Here is an 18,842-nt window from a genome sequence, read left to right on the forward strand (position 1 = left end):
TGTTACTTCCACTATATGCTTGTCATACTGAAAATGTTCTTTCGTTTAGAGGAGCGCACTCCCCATTTTTAATTATTTCGCAGGAGCTCCACCTGAAACAGCAGGTACATTAAACGAGTTCTTCGCCGTTGTTCCGTCCTTGTCCGTTTCGTAATTAAATAGAGTACCATCCTTGGACCAACTCGCTGACTTCAGTGTCCCCTCTATACTGCGTTGTTCAACCAAATTTAGAACATCCGGTTCATTGGCAGGTTTGGAGTATATGCTGAGTTGATCACCAATAAGCATAACTACATAGGAGCCGTCAGGTGATTTCCATTCTTTTGGTGCTGCCGTTGTAGTCATTCCCTGATCCGGTCCTGCCGCGAATCCTTTGTTTCCTCCAGAAGCGTCTGCACCTGCACTGGAATCAGGTACAGTATTACCTTCAACCGGAACATCTTCAGTCATATTAGGTGTTGTATCCTGAGAAGTGAAGGATTTCGCATCTCCATTTTCCGTTTCTGTTACTCCATTCTCTTCCCCATCTGCAGAAGATTTAGGAGAATCTCCTGATCCCTGAATTCTCTGCTCAGAATCTTGGTTCTGAACCTGATTATTCTGATTATCGGTCGGAGGAGTTTTAGACGAATTATCCTGAGTTCCTTTATTCGGAGCAGGTGTTGATTCGGTAGCCGGTTGTTGAGGTGCCGGATCTGATTGAACTTCAGGCTCCTGTACCTTATCTCCACCATTCTCTTCAGGCAAGGTTTCTACGCCTTGGTTGTCTGGTTCAGTCGGTGAAACATTCGATTGATCCACAAACACATCGTTGCTGCTTGGTTGGGCTGAAGTGGCAGGATCAGAATTTTCAATACTCTTGCTCAATGGATTCTCATCCACATTGCCACTCTCTTGAGAAGCCCCGGAGCTCATCAGCATGGAATCGGCATTCTCAATCTGTTCAGGCTGGTATCCCCAGATGGCAAATCCCAAAACAACTGCTGCTGCCGCTGCACCCATGGACATACGTCCTGCCATTGAGTTAAGCCATTTTTGCTTCGTTTTCCGCTCACTTGAACGTTGTAAATTCTCAAATGCAGCGGGGACAGGATTCATTTCCTGTATGGTGCTACTTTGTTCCTTCCGTGCTTCGTCAATGGCATCAAGCTGTGGCATAATCGCATCAACCAGACTAAATTTCGGGCTTACTTGCGGTAATTCTTCCAGTTCTCTGGAAAGAGCTCTGAGTAAACTAAAATTCTCGGCGCACTCCGGACACTTCGCCACATGCTGTAGCATCTGCGCGGTTTCCGCCTCGCCCAGATCATGATCCAGATAGCGGTGCATCCATTCCACCACCTCTTCGCATTTCATCCTGTCACACCACCTTTCTGATATTCCTGTAGTAGATTCTGTAATTGCTGTCTGGCTCTAAATAAATAAGATTTCACCGTATTCAACGGAAGATCGAGACAATCCGCAATTTCATTGTAGGATAAGTCCTGCAAATATCTTAGAACAATAACGGTACGATGATGCTCGGGAAGCTTGTTGATCGCATCCTGAATGTCTTGGGCCACATATGTAGACATGACCTCGTATTCCACATCCTGATTATCCTGAAAAACCATGTCATGTTCGTCAATGGAGACAGACGGCTTGGTTCTTCTGAATTTATCAATACAGATGTTCGTAACGATGCGTTGTACCCATGTTTTGAATTGGGCCTTTTCTTCGTATGAGTTGATTTTGGTGTAAATTCGGATCAACGCTTCCTGCGCAGCATCCAAAGCGTCCTGTTCATTATTTAGAATGTAATATGCGGTCCGATAGACATGTTGTTCAATCTCCCGCAATAGGGTAATTAGAGCGTCGCGATCGCCCGATTGAGCGGCTCTGATGAGTTCCGGCTCTACCACAAAGGATCCCCCTCTCCCTGCAACCTTACAGACGTAATCATCAATAAAATTGTTGCAAAGTTAAGTATTTTTTTTAATTTGCCATAACAAAATAACGGCGTATGTATTAGGGCCGCTGAAATCTTCTCTTAGAATAACAGAAATTGCATAACGAGTCACCAAACGTATCCAAAAGGGATTCCATTACTTACACGACTCAATTCAAATGCAATGGCATACATTATAGCTAAGCACTTTTTTGGCTCCTAAAATAAAAAAAGTCGAAATTTGTCCAAATTTAAGCTGATTTTAATGCAATTTTCATGAAAATAGTGTATTGTAAATTTACATTCATAAACACGAGGTGATGAGCATGCCAGCTCTTGCGAAAATTCAAGCTTTAAAAGAACAAATGCCCAAAGAATACCAAAGTATTTCCCACTTTGTGGAACATGCATTGGAGTCCATTGATACTCTGGTCGAGGAACATCGGAAGTACGTAGCTGCACAGGCATTATACGGCGATAAAATCGTTGGATCGGAAGAACGCTTGTACAGAGAAACCGTACTTGATGTCAGAGCACAGCTGTTGATGACTCTTGAGAAAACGGTAGAAGATCTGTTGCACAAAGGCGATAAACACTGGAACAAACACTTTAAGGATGGCGTGGAGTAGTTCTTATATTTCTTCTACCATTTGAAAAAATGGCCCGTTTTCCGATATTCTCCCTCGTGGAGTGTAACGGAAAGCGGGCTTTTTTTGTGCTGTGCTGTAACCTGCAATCAAATGAACTGATTAAGTGATGAATTGGTATCATCTCAATCAGCATAAAATCGTTTAACTGTTTCTTCAACCTCTATATGTTAAAATATAGTAACTCCCTTAGTTTATCTCTTGTTGAATATAGTTATTTAAGATGGAGGTCAATATTCGAATGACAAAATCCCATAGAATCAATAGGCCGCGCGGAAAAATAGTTGCAGCTGTATTAACTGCAGTTCTCATTTCACTTGCAATGGGGATATATCACTATGTCCCTATAGATGAAAGATTAGAGAATACTTACTATTATTCATTCGGGTATAAATTTGCGGTTGGATTATTGATTAACCTCGCTATTTTACTTTTCTTACTTACGCCCCTTTCTATATTGGTGGATGGATTACTTTTATACAGTAAAAAAGTTAATACGTATAAAAGATTGCTCGTTGCAATCGTTGCATATGGTCTATTAGGCTTCATAGGTGGGATCATCTACTCGATATTTACACTTAACTTCACTACTTTCTCCGCTCAGACTATCCACATTATTGTATGTTCTCTTGTCTTTTTAACCTTCCAGTTGGTATTAAATCGGAGTTTTCTTCACTCATCTTCACACCGATAAATAGATTGCCTGCCGTCACTCAACCCCGACCAACTTGTACCGAATATCAATCTTCCCATCTTTCACTCTCATCTGAACCTCACCCATCTGATCCGTCCTATAGATCTCTGACCCGGTAGCCTCCAGACGTTCCATCACTCCCGGATTGGGATGCCCATATGTATTGTTAACTCCTGCAGATATCACAGCGGTTTTGGCATTCCAGTATTGGAGCCAGGCTTCGGTGGACGACGTTTTACTACCATGATGAGCCACCTTTAATACGTCAATGGAGATAGATGATGATGCTGAAAGATCATTTGAATTGTCCTGCAACTGGCGTGTAAGTACCCTTTGTACAACTCCCTCTGTAACTCCAATATCTGCACCTTTCTGTTCAAACTGAGCAGCCAACGAGCCATCCTGAATCATATAGAGCAGGTCCTGCTCGGCTGCTGCATCCATGTCTCCGGTGAACAACATGGAAGTCCCAGCCATGTCCAGCAAAAAGACAACGGAATCATGATTCTGGTGTTCAGATACAGGCAAACTGCCCGATACATTTACATCCATATGTGCCAGATCTGGAGCTATAAAATGTAAACTTGTCTCTTTATCAACCTTATAGGACATGCCTTGCTGAATGGCGTACAGAGGAATTTTACGTTCCATGGCTGTGTCCAGTAATTTATCAAAGTTTTCTTTACCACTGGTTGTGCCATTAAACATGAAACGTTTAACCGGAATCTGTTCCAGCACAGCCTGTAGTCCTCCGGCATGATCCTGATCTGCATGCGTTACAATGACAGCGTCCAGTTGATGGATGCCTCTTTTTTTCAACAGAGGAACAACCACCTTGGCACCTACCTCATAAGGATCACGTCTTGTTTTCCAAGTCTTTTCGGTGTTCCCAAAACTAACTGTTCCCCCGCCATCCACCAGAATGTGTTTGCCTTCCGGGGTTGTAATCAATGTGCTGTCTCCCTGACCAATATCCAAAAACTGCACAATGCCGGTTCCAGCAGGCTTGGGAGTCTGATATGCCAACCACAATCCAGCAACAAAGCTGATTGCGAGCAAGCCGCACAACCCACGCTGAACTTTACTCATTCGTTGATGCGCATAATAACCTGCACCTCGTGCAGTAAATGCACTTGTATACTCCGGCCAGGCAATACTGGCTCCTAATGTCGTTAATGAAGTTTCTTTTCCATCTACACGGTTCTTACCTTGATCCTGTGCCACCGTAGACACCGAAGAACGAATGCCCATATTCGCCATTGAAACTGAAGGTTGCCCCCTCACAAGAGGAGCCGTCTCTTCCTCAACAAACGCTGTTTCTTGCTGCTCACCATTGCCACGATGCAACAGGTAGAGTAAGGCATACAACACAGCATAATATGCAGCAATCCATAACAGGGAAGGTGTTGCCCAGATCAATACAAAACCTGGCAGGCTGTTCATCCACTCCACGCTTACAAATGTCAGTTGATTCAGTTGAATCGCAACCCACGCGAGAGGTTTCGCCAAGGGAACCCATAGGAATGACAACAGCATGGCAACCGTCCCTAGAGGTAATACAATGGCACTGATTAAAGAAACCAGCAGAAAGTTGGCCACAAATGAAAGTAATGAGAACTGATTGAAATAGAGAATGGTTACTGGGAATGAAATCAACTGAGCGGTCACCGTAACGGATGCTGTTGCAGCCAGAGATTTCGGCCAGCTGCTGAACAGTCGGTTAATCAATGGCATGTAGATCATCAAACCTGCGGTCACAAGAAAGGATAACTGGAAGCTCACACTTAGCAAAAAGTACGGGTCCCACCACATCATCAGTAATGCTGCTGCACTGATCATCTGAAGACCGTCTCTGGCGAGACCGCGACGTGCCATATACAACCCAATCATGGACATAATCCCTGCTCGAATAACTGAAGGTGATCCACCGGATAACAGTACATAAGCTGGAACCAGGATCAGAACAATCGTAAGTGCCGTCTCTCTGGTAAGCCTTAGCCAGGATAGAATAAGGAGAAGAGAAGCTACATATACAGCTACATGGGTCCCGGAGATTGCCAGGATATGCGTTAGACCCAGTTGTGAAAACTGACCATAGGTGCCTGGATCGATATCAGTAGCCATCCCGATAATAAGACCCTTCATATATCCTGAATGAGGCTCTGGAAATAACTGCTCAACCGCCGAGCCCAACTTATGCCTAGTCCAATCCGTCCACCGTAGTACGTTATATTGTCCAAGTCCCTCAGGAGCAACTGCTGTGACGGAACTGACTCCCTTCACTTTGAACAACCAGTGGATATGCAGGGTTCGCAAATAACTGCGATAATCAAACCCGCCAAAGTTCCTTGCTTCGCCAGGAAGGGCAAAAGAACCATTAAGCGTAATTACATCTCCCCTCTTCCAACCCGCTGCTACCTGTTGTTCTTCTTCCTCCAACAGTCTGACTTGTACCATTAATTGTTCATCTATTTGGAATGCAGATGATGCTGCCAGATCTGTATCTGCTGATGAATCCGATATGGGCAATATTGAAGACATCTGCATCTTAAAATCAGCCCGATCTCCATCAATACGTACATCTGACACAAGCTCACCCTGAATTTCGGCTACCAGACCATCTAATTCTCTAGTAGCGATATGGGTAGTCTCAGGCAGACGGCTATGATTGCGTGCGTCATTCCACTCCCAATGTGTAGCGCCTCCAATAAAGGCAGCGAGTAAAAATAAAACAGACCATCCACGCACATCCATAAAACGAAGTAAAAGTGGCAAACATGCCAGAGCTCCAATTAACCCCCAGATTAACGTCCAGCCTGTTAACGCGCAAGCTATCCCGCTCCCGCACAACCAACAAATCGTAAAACTTAATAATGGTCTGCCTTTCATTTCTACCCCTCCTTCATTTCACCCGTTAAACGCAGAAAAACCCCCGGAAAGCCAATTCAGGCTTACCGGAGGTTCTCCCTCGCGTATTCGACCATATTTACATTAATTGCTCACGGTCATCATCGTTTCCCGCGGGGGCTGGTAATTCTCCAGCCTGCGGAACGTTATTCCCTTCTGTTCCATCATATTTGTAACCTTGCCGGTATCTTTAGGATAAGAACGATGAAAGACGATTTCTGTAATCCCGCTATTCGCCAGCATATTGGCACATGTCCAGCACGGTTCGTCGGTCACATACACGGACGAGCCTTCGCGGTCGATTCGATCTGTGAATAAAAGCAAGTTTTGCTCCGCATGGATTGTGCGAATGCATCGTTGCTTTTTCACCATTTCTTCTTGCCCATCGGTCACGACCAACTCATACTCTTCCGATATCATACAACCTGCTTCAGAACAATCCGGGACGCCGGTGGGTGCACCATTATAGGCTGTTCCCAGCAGTTTCTTTCCCTGAACAAGAACTGCACCCACATGACGACGCGAACAGCGGGAACGGGTGGAAACCATATACGCGATGTCCATAAAATACGTATCCCAGTCCTTGCGTACCTCTACTGTACTCATGCTGCTTTCCTCCCGCTCAACACATTTTTTATTCTAATATTACCGGATCTGCACATACGGTGCCATCTTCTCCAGCATCTTCATGCCGATCCCTTTGACCTTTGTCAGATCACTGACTTTTGCAAAAGGACCATGTGCATTCCGATAGTCCACAATGGCCTGAGCTTTCTTCTCCCCGATTCCGGGAAGCTCTGTAAGTTTGGAGACAGGTGCGGTATTCACATCAATCTTGCCATTGTCGCCAGCTTCCTCACGAACTACAGGTGGATTACTGTTCGAGCCCGTCTCGGAGGTAACCGAAGGATTCGAATTCGTACCCTGCACAACCGGTTCAGTCAAAGTAGCAGTAGCCGATGGAATATCGTTCGTCTGACTTGTAGTTTGAACTACTGGATCACCTTCAACTGCAACGCTCGCAAGCTCTTTAGACTCTCCTGCCTTTGCCTCATTTCCAGTCTGCAGCCCACTTACATCCGTTCCCAAAGATGTTCCTGTATTGCCCTGAACCGAAGTAGCCGACTGAACAGCAGGGAGTTCCTGCTCTATCGTCGGCTTCTCGGTGCCGAGCTGCAAGGGTTCCCAGCCACTAGGTGGTTGTTCACTTTTGCCCGACCATAATATGAGTATACTTCCAACCACCGCAGCAGCAATGGTCATTCCTTTATTCCATCTCATTCTTCCACACCTCTCCCTGAATTCAAAATCATTCATTTCGAACACGGGCGGTGCTTCCGAACCGTTGAACTTTCCTGATGAAACAAGTTGTGCATTTTTCATGTCATGTGAAACAGGTCCTCACGCATAGAATAGAGGGAATGAACTGCGCCAGTACCGTAAAGCATGAAAGGAGGCCTGAAACAATGAAGGTTGGATTTATCGGAACCGGCAGCATGGGCAGCCTACTAATCTATGCCCTGATCCAATCGGGTGCACTTGAGCCCCGGCAGATCGCCGCCAGCAATCGAACCCCGTCCAAAGTACGTCAGTTATCCCTCCGTTACCCCGGTCTGCATGAATCCCAGAGCAATCGGGAAACGGTGATCCGAAGTAATATCATCTTCCTGTGCGTGAAGCCGCTTGAATTCAAACATGTCATTGACGACATCCTGCCTGTCGTGAATCCCAATCATATAATTGTCTCGATCACCAGTCCCGTGCAGCTGCGACATCTGGAGTCTTCACTTCCTTGCAAAGTCTCCAAGGTAATTCCCAGCGTCACACACCAAGTCGGCAGTGGAGCATCCCTCTGCATACATGGCGAACGAATGACCAGTGAAGACCGCGCTGTGTTGGAAAGTCTGCTCAGTCATATAGGCAGGCCGTACCAAGTGGATGAAGCCTGTACACGAATTACATCCGACTTCTCCAGTTGCGGACCTGCATTCATTTCGTTCTTTTTGGAACAGTGGATCGAAAGTGCCGTGAAACTGACTGGCATCAAAAGGGCAGATGCCTGCGCTCTGGCTGGCGAAATGCTCCTGGGCACAGGCAAGCTGCTCACCGAAGGAGGATACACTCCGCAAGAGCTTCAGGCTCGTGTCGCTGTACCTGGCGGTATTACCGCTCAGGCACTTGCACTGCTGAAGGTAAGTCTCGACGGTGTTTTCGACAGCCTGATCCACACGACACATGACAAATATGATGAAGATTTGTTAAAGCTGGATGAACTATTCCGAGCCGGTGAGATTAACCGGCAACAATATTAACGAGTTTGCCTGGAACGGCAATGACCTTGCGAATGGTCTTGCCTTCCAGCGCCTGCTTAACAGGTACCAGCTCCATCGTAAAGTCCTGCATACCCTGTGCATCCAGATCCTTCGCGATCGTAGCACGAGTTACAATTTTACCGTTTACCTGAACAACGATTTCTACTACCGCATCCACTGTCATGGACTCATCATATTCAGGCCAAGCCACGTAAGAGATTCCACCTTCATGACCCAAACGGCTCCACAGTTCCTCTGCCATATGCGGTGCCAGTGGTGACAACAGTTGCACAAAGTTCTCCATCGCTTCACGAGGCAGTGTATCGGCTTTGTATGCATCGTTGATGAAAATCATCAGCTGGCTGATGGATGTATTGAAGCGCAGGTGTTCCAGATCTTCCGTAACTTTTTTGATCGTTTTGTGAGCAGTCCGCTTGAACTCATCCGTTCCACCGTCCACCGTAATCTTGTCATTGATGGCTCCTGTGTCTTCGTTAATGAAAAGACGCCATACACGTGACAGGAAGCGGTGCATGCCTTCAACCCCGTTTGCATTCCACGGTTTTGTCGCTTCCAATGGTCCCATGAACATCTCGTACAGACGCAATGTATCTGCACCGAATTCATTCACGATTTCATCCGGGTTAATGACATTACCACGGGATTTACTCATTTTCTCATTATTGGTACCCAGGATCATACCTTGGTTAACCAGTTTGTAGAAAGGTTCTTTGGTCTCCACAACACCCAGATCATACAGCACTTTGTGCCAGAAACGAGCGTACAGCAAGTGAAGCACCGCGTGCTCTGCTCCGCCAATGTACAGATCAACTGGCAGCCACTGCTGCTGTTTCTCCTTGGAGATCAGTTCCTTGTCATTGTGCGGATCGATAAAGCGCAGGTAATACCAGCAGCTACCCGCCCATTGTGGCATGGTGTTGGTCTCACGACGTGCCTTCATTCCCGTTTCCGGATCTACCGTATTCACCCACTCCGTAACATTCGCCAGTGGTGATTCTCCTGTACCCGAAGGTTTGATCTGGTCGATATCAGGCAGCAGCAGTGGAAGTTGATCCTCCGGTACGGTCTTCATCGTTCCGTCTTCCAGATGCAGAATCGGGATTGGCTCACCCCAGTAACGCTGACGGCTGAACAGCCAATCACGCAGACGATAGGTTACTTTCCCTTGTCCTTTACCGTTCTCTTCCAGCCAAGCAATCATCTTGGCAACCGCTTCTTCATTGTTCAGTCCGTTCAGGAAATCGGAATTTACATGCGCGCCATCACCCGAATATGCCTCTTGTGTAACGTCTCCACCTTGAATAACCTCAATGATATCCAGACCGAACTGCTTCGCAAATTCCCAGTCACGTGCATCATGACCCGGAACAGCCATAACCGCGCCTGTACCGTAACCTGCAAGAACGTAATCAGCAATCCAGATCGGCAGTTTTGCACCATTAACGGGATTGATTGCATAAGCGCCAGTGAAAACACCTGTTTTGTCTTTGGCCAAATCTGTACGTTCCAGATCACTCTTACGAGAAGCCTGCTCCTGATAAGCCTGAATCGCTTCACGTTGGTCATCGGTTGTAATTGCTTCTACCAATTCATGTTCCGGAGCAAGTACTGCAAAGCTCGCACCAAACAATGTGTCCGCACGGGTAGTGAACACCTTAATGACTTCCTCGCGACCTTCAATGGCAAATACAACTTCTGCACCTGTCGATTTACCAATCCAGTTACGTTGCATATCCTTGATGCTTTCAGACCAATCCAGCTCTTCCAGGTCTTCCAACAGACGCTCTGCATACTCGGTAATTCTCAGGACCCACTGACGCATCGGTTTGCGTACAACCGGATGTCCACCACGTTCACTCTTGCCATCAATAACCTCTTCATTAGCAAGTACCGTTCCAAGGGCTTCACACCAGTTAACTGCAACTTCATCCACATAAGCGAGGCCCTTATTGTACAGCTGGATAAAGATCCATTGCGTCCATTTATAATATTCAGGGTCCGTTGTGCTGATCTCACGATCCCAGTCATAGGAAAAACCAAGCGATTTGATCTGGCGACGGAAATTGTCAATATTACGGAATGTAATATCTCGTGGATGTTCACCTGTATCCAGTGCATGCTGCTCAGCAGGCAGGCCGAAAGCATCCCAACCCATTGGGTGCAATACGTTGTAACCGCGCATACGTTTGTAACGGGAAACGATATCCGTTGCCGTATATCCTTCCGGGTGACCTACGTGCAGACCTGAACCGGATGGATAAGGGAACATATCCAGTGCATAAAATTTCGGTTTAGCAGGGTCCTCACCCGTTTTAAACGTTTTATTTGCATCCCAGTATTGCTGCCAACTTTTTTCCATGACTTGTGGCTGATAGCCGTGTTTCGGCTGGTTATTCTCACTCATCTATTGTTCCTCCTTCAGGTTATTCGCTTTAGCTTTAATTGCAACAAAAAAACCTCAGCATCCCGTAGCGTTTGCAGCGCTAGGGACGAGAGGTTGAATTCCCGTGGTACCACCCTAGTTAGCGGACGAACGTGCTTCGTCATCCACTCCCTTTGGACCTGTAACGGCGGTTAACCGATGCGGATTTCCATTCCTAAACCCAAGCTTTATACAAGCAGGTTAAACAGAATGGTGTAATCACCGCATTTCTCCAAGGCGAGTTCGCAAATCACTGTCAACCGGCTTGCACCAACCGCCGGCTCTCTGTTATGTACAGGAATTACTACTGATCCTTATCATCGAAATATGTATACAATATCGGGACCATTATATAAAAAAGCAAGCCCAAAGTCAATATTACACGTTATAATCGCCATCTTGAAGTCTACGGTTTGTACCCTTCATAACGCTGGTTGCTGTTCAGGATAACCGAAAACGCTCAAGGCCTTCCTCCAGATTATGAATGGTCCAATTCACATGTTCCTGATTATCATATTGGCGATAAGCGCACTCTATGCGCAGCACCAGATCAAAGTACAAGTCATAGAGACTTCTTCTTTTCAATTCACTTTCAGTCGTAATCGCAAGCCCATACCCTTTCACAAAACCAGGCGTATAGTTAAAATGACTGAAATAATGCTCCATCAGAGGATCTGCCCACAGTGAACGTTCAAAATCAATAATCGCTGTGATTCGACCTTTATCTATTAACACATTGCCATCCCACAGATCCCAACTGACAAGCACAGGTTCTTTGACATCGTTCAATACATTGGATTTTTCTTCAATCAAACGTCTCAATTCAGGGTAATCGATCGAAAATGTAATTCCGGCTTCTTCACCATCGGTAAGAATGTCATCCATCAAATTCATAAATGCTTCTTTCCATGTGGAATAACGCTGTTTTTGCTCCGAGAAATATCCAAACTTCTCACCCTTGATTTCATTAATTCGACGATTGTACCGGCCCAGCTGGTGTTCAATGGCTTCCTGCTCTTCCGCAGAATATTGATCCTTAACCTGATTATAGGGTGTTCCAGACATATACTCCATGATAAAATAACGCGCTGAAGCAATGGTTAACGAATCATCATAAACCAGCACTTGGGGTACGGGAACATCCTGTAGCTCCGTGATGAGGCGTAGTGCCTCAACTTCGGCAATCATGAGATCCTGTTCACAGCGCATCAGATTTGTCGAAGCCGACGGTGCAATTTTGAGTACCACCCGCTGTGCGTCACTTAGGGTAATGAGATATGCATGATTGGCCCAGCCATCCACCATTTCCTTGTAGTCCTGTATACTTGCAGAGAAATGCTGCTTTATTATGGCATTCAACTGTTCTGACGAAAGTCTTGTTTTATATGTACTTTCCACTTCTACACCTCACATTGACATTTGATTTATTTCCTCAGAAAACGCTTTCTATCCGACTATTATCACCTCCTTTACTTTAACTGGCAATACTTTTTGTCACGTCGATATATCTTTTCTTGCATTCCTTTACCCTATTTAAGAATATTGCTATTCATTCTCCATGGTAAATCAAACAAAAAAACTGCCCTTATGCAACATACATAAGGACAGTTCTCATTATTCGCTCTTACTTCACAGCCACGTAGAACAAGCGCTGTGCGCTGTCTCCGGCCTCTTTCCATTCAAAATCCGCATATACCTTCACGTCTCTAAAGCCTGCCTTGGACAACTCCAGCTTCATCCAGTCCGGATTATATGCACGCTGGACATGAACTTCTTCAAAGCGCTGGTACATATCCTTGCTACCATTATCCACACGCGAAAAAATACTGAGATGATGCTCAATCTCACAGCGATCCTGATCCAGATCACAAGTCCAAATATAAGATACGGAGCGCTCATCCAATACAAAAGGCTGCTCCTCATCATAACGAATAAGGGTATTGGGATGATGCACATCAAACAGGAACGTTCCACCAGGCTTCAACATCTCGTATGTCCGCTGGAATGTTCGAATGACATCTTCTTGTTCAAGCAGATAATTGACGCAATCACAGAAAGATATCACCGAATCCACAGGTTCCGGAACTCGCCATTCCCGCATATCCTGCTGCACCCAACAGACACTGCCCTCGCGATACAAGCGATGACCCTGAGGCGTAGCCTCCATCTTGCTGCGCGCAACCGACAGCATATCTGATGAGAGGTCAATGCCTGTCACTTCGAAACCGGAGTTCACGAGCGGGATTGTAATGGAGCCCGTTCCACAGCCAAGTTCAGCGACACTTTTGGGCATCCCATGCTTTTCCCATGCTGTTCTTGCAAACCTTATCCAGTCTGGATAAGGCATATCTTCCATTAATTCATCATACACATAGGCAAATTTCCGGTAAGACATGTCAGGCACCGCACTTTCAATTTCATTTTCCAATCCTGCTAACAAAAGAAAAAGCAGGGGCATCCGGTGTTTACCCAGCCTATCCCTGCCTTATCCGAGTTCCATATTACAACTATTTAATCAGGAAGATTACTTGTTTTCACTTTGATCCGCAGGAGCAGATTCGGACAGATACGTCCAGCTTTCCTTTTGGACCACCAATCCGTCCTTCATCAATTTGCCCAAGGCACGCTTGAAAGCTGACTTACTGATGCCAAAGCGCTGCTTGATGATATCCGGCGGAGTTGCATCAGAGTAAGGCATGCCGCCCATAGGACGCTCTTTCATAAAGGCGAGCAGCTTGTCTGCATCTTCGTTACGTCCAACTTGTTTGAGTTGAGTCATGGCCAGATTCACACGTCCGTCTTCACGTACCAGTGTCACCCGACATTTAACTTTCTCACCAAGACGTAGCATATGACTACGTTCAGATGAATGAATCATACCAATTGCACCAAAGCCCAGTACACCGCCTTCTACAAGTACAAAAGTACCCATCTGCAGTGGCTTGTATACCGTCGCTTCAACCCACTCGTTTAACCATGAAGTTGGCGCATGGAAAGACAATGGTGAAAGCTCACGTTCCCCGGCCAATTTGGCACGCAGACGTCCCTGCTTGTCATGTTCCATGATTACAAAGACTTCATCCCCCACTTGAGGACGCAGTTCTTCCAGCTCAGGCAATTCACGAATAGGAAGCAGCAATTGCCGTCCAAGTCCCATTTCCAGGAAACAGCCCAGTCGTGGGTGAACATCAGCCACAACCAGTCGTGCCATTTCGCCAAGCATGAGATAAGGCTTTTTCATCGTTACGGCCAGACGATCTTCCGTATCAAAGAATACAAAGACCTCAAGCGTCTCACCAATCTTAATATCACGCGTTAACTCGGTATAGTGAAGCAGTACATCTTCCGATCCTGTCGTCAAAAAGAAGCCAAACGGAGACACTTCACGTGACACCGGCAAAGAGACGACTGTTCCAGCAATCAAACTCATACAGTTTCCACCACTTTGGCATCAGACCATAGTCGTTCAATGTTGTAGTATTCACGCTCGTCACGGTGGAAGATATGAACAACAACATCGCCCATGTCCATCAATACCCAACGTGCTGAATCCATACCTTCGATACCTTTGATCGTCGCTCCGGCTGCATGAGCCTGTTTGCGAATCTCAGTGGCAATGGCTTGTACCTGTGTATCGGAATTCCCGTGACAAATAACAAAATAATCTGCCACCAGAGAAACATTAATCAGATCCAACGCTACAATATTGGATGCCTTTTTGTCGTCAGCGGCAGCAACCGCCATATTCATAAGTTCTTTCGATGATACTGTCATGAACCAACCTCCATAATCTATAATTGAGCAATCAAGTCATTGCGCGACAACACGGTTAAAGGATAAATCACACGGCGCTGCGAGATCAGCAAGCTGATCGTCGAGTCGAATCCGGCAATTAATCCTTCCTCCAGACTATGTTCAGCCTGTTCGCGAATGTGATCCACTCCCGGGAAATCTCGCCCCGGTTCAATATAATCGGCAAGACATACCACCTTGTCCAGCAGGCTCATGCCCACCCGACCCGAGGTATGCCACCGGATGGCATTAATCACTTCGGAATCCTCTACACCGTAATCACGCTTGGCTACAAAAGCACCGACTTCCGAATGCCAGAGCTGCTTGTCATGCTGCAGAAGTTCCTGGTTTAATCCGTTATCGCGGATGACCGCTTCCATCTCCGCTACGGGCCAGTACTTCGCCACATCATGCAATATCGCTGCCAGATCCGCTTTTACAGGATCAGCACCGTATTTTTCAGCCAACATCACTGCCGACTCCATCACGCCAAGTGTATGCTTCCAGCGTTTTTCCGGCATTTGCCCGGATACGGCTTGTATTAGTTTCTCACGGCTTAGTCCCATATAAACCGCTCCTTACAATGTATTGGTGCACCTCATCAGGAATCATGAAGCGTACCGAATGACCTTTGGCAAGACGTCTGCGTACGGCTGTTGATGAAATATCCACCAAGGGCATCTCGGCCAGCAAGACCCGATCCTGTAACTCGTCTGGTAGATCATCCAGATGTAACTGGAAACCCGGCCTACCAACCCCGATAAAGGTTAGGCGCTCGGCAAGTTCTTCAATCTGCTCCCATTTGGGAAGATAGTTCACCATATCCGCCCCGATAATGAAATAAAATTCATGTTCAGGATGGCGCCGCCACAGTTCCTTCATCGTATCAATTGTATAAGACACTCCGCCCAATTCCATCTCAATACCCAGCACCTCATATTGCTGCACACCCTTCACAGCCGCTTCCGTCATATCGAGACGTTGTTGTCCCGAAGCTCCGGCTCCGCGTTTGTGAGGTGGAACATGGGAAGGCATGAACCAGATCTCATCCAGTGCATGCGAGTCCCTTGCCGCTTCAGCTGCCAGGAGGTGTCCCATGTGGATCGGATCAAACGTACCACCCATGATGCCGATCTTCACCTGCGTCACGCTCCCTTATCTAGGTAGTTCGATTTGTTTGTTATCGCGAGATTCTTTGTACAGGATGATTGTGTTACCGATGAGTTGTACAAGCTCACTTCCCGTTTCACGGGCAACTTCTTCTGCCATCTCTTTTCTGTCCTCGTCATTGTTGTTCAATACTTGCACTTTCATCAATTCACGCTTCTCAATCGCATCTTCGATGTGACGGAACAGGTGCTCATTGGTTCCACCTTTACCAATCTGAAATACAGGGGTCAGGTGATGTGCCTGTGACCGCAAAAAGCGCTTTTGTTTACCGTTTAACATGAATACTCCATACTCCTTATGTTGAGCAGGCCCTGATCGACAACGCAAAAACTGTCCGGACCTGACCATTCAATTATTATTTTCACACTTCAAAACTGTTTAGTACTGCTCGCCTCATCGTCTCCACAGGAGCCGGAATGCCAAGCCAATGTTCAAAGGCCACTGCGCCCTGGTATACAAACATCCCCAGACCACCGTGAACCGTGCATCCGCGCATCCGCGACTCTCGAAGCAGACGGGTCTCAAGCGGATTGTAGATCAGATCACTCACCGCTGATCCTTCACGGATCATTGCAGGATCAACCGGTACGTCATCAACATGCGGATGCATTCCGGCAGCCGTTGTGTTAATCACGATATCAGCCGTAGCCAAGACCGTCGCAGCGTCTTCCATGCCACTGCCCGAGATTTCTCCCAAGCCATGGCCCCGCAAATCCGAAGCAAGTGCAATAGCCCTGTCTGCTGTACGGTTCAAAATGTGAATCCGCTCAGGCTTCTCCAGTGCAAGTGCGTATATGACACCTCTCGCTGCTCCACCTGCTCCCAGTACAGCAATACGCTTGCCCGCAAGCTCAGGCACTGCCTCTTCCTTCAGGGATCGGACATAGCCAATACCATCGGTATTGTACCCTGTCAGTGTTCCACCTTCATTAACGATGGTATTCACCGCACCAATCAGGCGAGCACTTTCATCGATCACATCCAGATACTGCATTACCTGCTCTTTGTGCGGGATGGTGACATTGACTCCACGATAGCCAAGTGCCACAATTCCCCGAACTGCTGCTTCCAGTTGATCCGGATGAACATGCAGTGGCATATACATTCCATTCACTTCTGCAGCCTGCAGAGCCGCATTGTGCATTGCCGGAGACTTGGAGTGAGCAATAGGATCACCCATAACACCAAGCAACACGGGAAGTGAAGAGTTGAATTTGTTCTGCTCAGACATAGGTCCGCCTCCGATCCATCTGATGTACAGCTTCTGAGATTACTAGATCAAGGATGGGCGGATCTGTACACGAATGCCTTTTGGAGCATGAACCGCAACCAGCGCTCCAATATCGCCATTGACCTTAATCCAGCCCAAGCCAGAGATGAAAACATCGGATTGACTGCCGCGTTTGATGCGGAATTCATGTCTGGTCCATTCAGCCATCTCTGCTGCATTCTCACGGGTTGGCGGAGATAACAATTCTCCCAGGTGGTCGCGGTACAGATCATCTGCACGCTCCAGCTTCGTCCGGTGAATATCAAGCGCAGTGCTGATAAAACAAGTGAACGATTGGCGATCACCTTCCACAAAGTCAAATCGAGCCATGCCGCCGAAGAACAGCGTCTGACCGGAATTCAACTGATACACAGCCGGTTTAAGCGGTTTTTCCGGCATGATGGCAGCGAGATCCTTACGTGAAACAATCTCGCTGAAACGCCATGGATATACGATTCCAGGCGTATCAATAATATATTTTCCATCATCCAGCGGAATGTTCACCATATCCAGCGTTGTTCCCGGATAACGGGATGTGGTCAGTTCCTGCTCCAGATCGCTGTAATCACGGATCAGACGGTTAATCAGTGTGGATTTGCCCACATTGGTACCGCCAACCACGTACACGTCACGATCTTCGCGATACGTTCCTACAAGCTCAAGCAGTCGGTCGAAGCCCTGATTTTGCTTTGCACTGCACAAGACGACATCCACGGTACGCAAACCCTGTTCTTTGGCTTGCTTCTGTACCCAGTTGCGAACCTTGTTCCAGTTGGTTACTTTTGGAAGCAAGTCCGTTTTGTTCACAGCAAGCAATACCGGATTGTTGCCTACAAAACGTTGCAGACCGGAGATAATGCTGCCATCAAAGTCAAACAAATCAACGATATGGATGACAAGTGCATCCTTATCCCCGATTTTGCTAAGCAGCGCCAGGAATTCGTCCTGATCCACCGTAACGGATGATGACTCATTGTAGTTTTTGATGCGGAAACAGCGCTGGCATATAACCGGTTCACGATCCAGTGCCTTCTCAGGGATAAACCCTGGTAATTCCGAATTTTCTGTTTGCAGATGCACGCCGCATCCGCTGCACCTTACGGCAAGATTGCCGTTATGCGGTTCTGTCATTTCTTCTTTTCCTCCTCAAGCCATAAGCCTTTCCTGCGTAAACTCGTTAGAGCAATCCGTTCCACGCGTCGATTGAAGCGGGTCATAAAACCTTCGTCCCCAATGGAGATTGGCAGTACCAGAACGGTATATAACCCCATTCGGTTCCCTCCATAAACGTCCGTAAGCATCTGATCGCCTACTACAATCGTGTTTTCAGGAGATAACTCCATCATTTTCATTGCTCTACGAAACGGTACATTCGATGGTTTGCGTGCACTATGCACAAACTGGATATCCAGCGGGGTCGCAAACAGGGATACACGATTCAAATTGTTATTGGACACAATCATCAGCTTGAAACCTGCCTCTTTCACACGTGCAAACCATTCAATCAGTTCGGGCGTAGCGTCAGGGGCTTTGGCTCCAACGAGTGTGTTATCCAGATCAGTTATAATTCCACGGTAGCCTTGAGCGTACAGCTCTTCCAGATTAATGTCAAAAACCGTGTCTACACGCAGCTTGGGCATTAACATTTTAAACAAAGAAGTCACCTCAGTTTCATACGAC

18 protein-coding genes and 1 other annotated feature are annotated in these 18,842 nt (G+C 46.8%); of the genes, 2 read left to right on the top strand and 16 right to left on the bottom strand.

The window, feature by feature from the left end; translation table 11 throughout:
- Positions 1 to 72: 72 nt before the first annotated feature.
- Together QNO02_RS21300 and QNO02_RS21305 are read right to left on the bottom strand one after the other, a co-directional pair.
- Positions 73 to 1,356 carry a zf-HC2 domain-containing protein gene (locus QNO02_RS21300; RefSeq protein ID WP_289389901.1) on the bottom strand — a complete coding sequence of 428 codons (1,284 nt, stop codon included), beginning with the start codon at positions 1,354 to 1,356 and terminating at the stop codon, positions 73 to 75.
- Positions 1,353 to 1,901 (bottom strand): RNA polymerase sigma factor, encoded by a 549-nt coding sequence (locus tag QNO02_RS21305; protein ID WP_017687205.1) that lies wholly within the window; start codon positions 1,899 to 1,901, stop codon positions 1,353 to 1,355. Before QNO02_RS21305 ends, QNO02_RS21300 begins: the two co-directional genes overlap by 4 nt.
- A 352-nt stretch (positions 1,902 to 2,253) precedes the next feature.
- On the opposite strand from QNO02_RS21305, the gene QNO02_RS21310 reads away from it, so the two are divergent.
- A complete protein-coding gene (locus QNO02_RS21310) occupies positions 2,254 to 2,556 on the top strand; it encodes a hypothetical protein (RefSeq protein WP_062835531.1) in 303 nt (100 codons plus the stop codon).
- 727 nt (positions 2,557 to 3,283) lie between these two features.
- Here the strand turns inward: QNO02_RS21310 and QNO02_RS21315 are convergent.
- The 3 genes from QNO02_RS21315 to QNO02_RS21325 form a co-directional block, all read right to left on the bottom strand.
- Positions 3,284 to 6,157: a ComEC/Rec2 family competence protein gene (locus QNO02_RS21315; protein WP_289389902.1), complete on the bottom strand. Its 2,874-nt coding sequence runs from the start codon at positions 6,155 to 6,157 to the stop codon at positions 3,284 to 3,286.
- A gap of 102 nt (positions 6,158 to 6,259) precedes the next feature.
- Complete coding sequence (locus QNO02_RS21320) at positions 6,260 to 6,781, bottom strand: deoxycytidylate deaminase (protein ID WP_091028354.1); 522 nt, start codon at positions 6,779 to 6,781, stop codon at positions 6,260 to 6,262.
- Positions 6,782 to 6,820: 39 nt separating this feature from the next.
- Positions 6,821 to 7,456 carry a ComEA family DNA-binding protein gene (locus QNO02_RS21325; RefSeq protein ID WP_289389903.1) on the bottom strand — a complete coding sequence of 212 codons (636 nt, stop codon included), beginning with the start codon at positions 7,454 to 7,456 and terminating at the stop codon, positions 6,821 to 6,823.
- Between the two features lie 185 nt (positions 7,457 to 7,641).
- Here QNO02_RS21325 and comER point away from each other — a divergent pair, with 185 nt between their 5' ends.
- On the top strand, positions 7,642 to 8,487 hold the full coding sequence (gene comER, locus QNO02_RS21330; RefSeq protein WP_036615122.1) for a late competence protein ComER: 846 nt from the start codon (positions 7,642 to 7,644) through the stop codon (positions 8,485 to 8,487).
- Here comER and leuS read toward each other — a convergent pair.
- From leuS to QNO02_RS21385, 11 genes are all read right to left on the bottom strand, one after another.
- Positions 8,468 to 10,912: a leucine--tRNA ligase gene (gene leuS / locus QNO02_RS21335; RefSeq protein WP_289389904.1), complete on the bottom strand. Its 2,445-nt coding sequence runs from the start codon at positions 10,910 to 10,912 to the stop codon at positions 8,468 to 8,470. The two genes, comER and leuS, sit on opposite strands and share 20 nt — an antisense overlap.
- Before the next feature lie 78 nt (positions 10,913 to 10,990).
- Positions 10,991 to 11,260 (bottom strand) — a binding site (T-box leader).
- Positions 11,261 to 11,371: 111 nt separating this feature from the next.
- The gene (locus tag QNO02_RS21340; protein ID WP_289389905.1) at positions 11,372 to 12,328 is read right to left on the bottom strand and encodes a phosphotransferase family protein; all 957 of its coding nucleotides are present in this window, start codon (positions 12,326 to 12,328) and stop codon (positions 11,372 to 11,374) included.
- Positions 12,329 to 12,554: 226 nt separating this feature from the next.
- Positions 12,555 to 13,325, bottom strand: coding sequence for a class I SAM-dependent DNA methyltransferase (locus tag QNO02_RS21345; RefSeq protein ID WP_289392837.1), 771 nt, complete (start codon positions 13,323 to 13,325; stop codon positions 12,555 to 12,557).
- A gap of 129 nt (positions 13,326 to 13,454) precedes the next feature.
- Positions 13,455 to 14,360: a CvfB family protein gene (locus QNO02_RS21350; protein WP_036668546.1), complete on the bottom strand. Its 906-nt coding sequence runs from the start codon at positions 14,358 to 14,360 to the stop codon at positions 13,455 to 13,457.
- Positions 14,357 to 14,704 carry a ribosome silencing factor gene (gene rsfS, locus QNO02_RS21355; RefSeq protein ID WP_036615136.1) on the bottom strand — a complete coding sequence of 116 codons (348 nt, stop codon included), beginning with the start codon at positions 14,702 to 14,704 and terminating at the stop codon, positions 14,357 to 14,359. The genes QNO02_RS21350 and rsfS overlap by 4 nt, the downstream gene beginning before the upstream one ends.
- A 17-nt stretch (positions 14,705 to 14,721) precedes the next feature.
- Positions 14,722 to 15,288 carry a bis(5'-nucleosyl)-tetraphosphatase (symmetrical) YqeK gene (gene yqeK / locus QNO02_RS21360; RefSeq protein WP_289389906.1) on the bottom strand — a complete coding sequence of 189 codons (567 nt, stop codon included), beginning with the start codon at positions 15,286 to 15,288 and terminating at the stop codon, positions 14,722 to 14,724.
- Positions 15,272 to 15,862 carry a nicotinate-nucleotide adenylyltransferase gene (locus QNO02_RS21365; protein WP_074095918.1) on the bottom strand — a complete coding sequence of 197 codons (591 nt, stop codon included), beginning with the start codon at positions 15,860 to 15,862 and terminating at the stop codon, positions 15,272 to 15,274. Before QNO02_RS21365 ends, yqeK begins: the two co-directional genes overlap by 17 nt.
- A 15-nt stretch (positions 15,863 to 15,877) precedes the next feature.
- Positions 15,878 to 16,171, bottom strand: coding sequence for a ribosome assembly RNA-binding protein YhbY (gene yhbY, locus QNO02_RS21370; protein ID WP_017687186.1), 294 nt, complete (start codon positions 16,169 to 16,171; stop codon positions 15,878 to 15,880).
- 82 nt (positions 16,172 to 16,253) lie between these two features.
- Positions 16,254 to 17,123 carry a shikimate dehydrogenase gene (gene aroE, locus QNO02_RS21375; RefSeq protein WP_289389907.1) on the bottom strand — a complete coding sequence of 290 codons (870 nt, stop codon included), beginning with the start codon at positions 17,121 to 17,123 and terminating at the stop codon, positions 16,254 to 16,256.
- A gap of 42 nt (positions 17,124 to 17,165) precedes the next feature.
- A complete protein-coding gene (gene yqeH / locus QNO02_RS21380) occupies positions 17,166 to 18,293 on the bottom strand; it encodes a ribosome biogenesis GTPase YqeH (protein WP_249912122.1) in 1,128 nt (375 codons plus the stop codon).
- The gene (locus QNO02_RS21385) at positions 18,290 to 18,817 is read right to left on the bottom strand and encodes a YqeG family HAD IIIA-type phosphatase (protein WP_036615148.1); all 528 of its coding nucleotides are present in this window, start codon (positions 18,815 to 18,817) and stop codon (positions 18,290 to 18,292) included. The genes yqeH and QNO02_RS21385 overlap by 4 nt, the downstream gene beginning before the upstream one ends.
- Positions 18,818 to 18,842: the final 25 nt, after the last annotated feature.

Origin of the sequence: Paenibacillus sp. PK1-4R (assembly GCF_030369595.1) — a bacterium.
In the GTDB taxonomy this organism is placed as follows: Bacteria; Bacillota; Bacilli; order Paenibacillales; family Paenibacillaceae; genus Paenibacillus.

What these genes read in the sequence shown, in the direction of transcription:
- QNO02_RS21345 (WP_289392837.1), bottom strand. Translation starts at nt 13,325, where the DNA reads ATGTCTTACCGGAAATTTGCCTATGTGTATGATGAATTAATGGAAGAT.
- QNO02_RS21310 (WP_062835531.1), top strand. Translation starts at nt 2,254, where the DNA reads ATGCCAGCTCTTGCGAAAATTCAAGCTTTAAAAGAACAAATGCCCAAA.
- yqeH (WP_249912122.1), bottom strand. Translation starts at nt 18,293, where the DNA reads ATGACAGAACCGCATAACGGCAATCTTGCCGTAAGGTGCAGCGGATGC.
- comER (WP_036615122.1), top strand. Translation starts at nt 7,642, where the DNA reads ATGAAGGTTGGATTTATCGGAACCGGCAGCATGGGCAGCCTACTAATC.
- rsfS (WP_036615136.1), bottom strand. Translation starts at nt 14,704, where the DNA reads ATGACAGTATCATCGAAAGAACTTATGAATATGGCGGTTGCTGCCGCT.
- QNO02_RS21320 (WP_091028354.1), bottom strand. Translation starts at nt 6,781, where the DNA reads ATGAGTACAGTAGAGGTACGCAAGGACTGGGATACGTATTTTATGGAC.
- QNO02_RS21350 (WP_036668546.1), bottom strand. Translation starts at nt 14,360, where the DNA reads ATGAGTTTGATTGCTGGAACAGTCGTCTCTTTGCCGGTGTCACGTGAA.
- QNO02_RS21315 (WP_289389902.1), bottom strand. Translation starts at nt 6,157, where the DNA reads ATGAAAGGCAGACCATTATTAAGTTTTACGATTTGTTGGTTGTGCGGG.
- yqeK (WP_289389906.1), bottom strand. Translation starts at nt 15,288, where the DNA reads ATGGGACTAAGCCGTGAGAAACTAATACAAGCCGTATCCGGGCAAATG.
- leuS (WP_289389904.1), bottom strand. Translation starts at nt 10,912, where the DNA reads ATGAGTGAGAATAACCAGCCGAAACACGGCTATCAGCCACAAGTCATG.
- yhbY (WP_017687186.1), bottom strand. Translation starts at nt 16,171, where the DNA reads ATGTTAAACGGTAAACAAAAGCGCTTTTTGCGGTCACAGGCACATCAC.
- QNO02_RS21325 (WP_289389903.1), bottom strand. Translation starts at nt 7,456, where the DNA reads ATGAGATGGAATAAAGGAATGACCATTGCTGCTGCGGTGGTTGGAAGT.
- aroE (WP_289389907.1), bottom strand. Translation starts at nt 17,123, where the DNA reads ATGTCTGAGCAGAACAAATTCAACTCTTCACTTCCCGTGTTGCTTGGT.
- QNO02_RS21300 (WP_289389901.1), bottom strand. Translation starts at nt 1,356, where the DNA reads ATGAAATGCGAAGAGGTGGTGGAATGGATGCACCGCTATCTGGATCAT.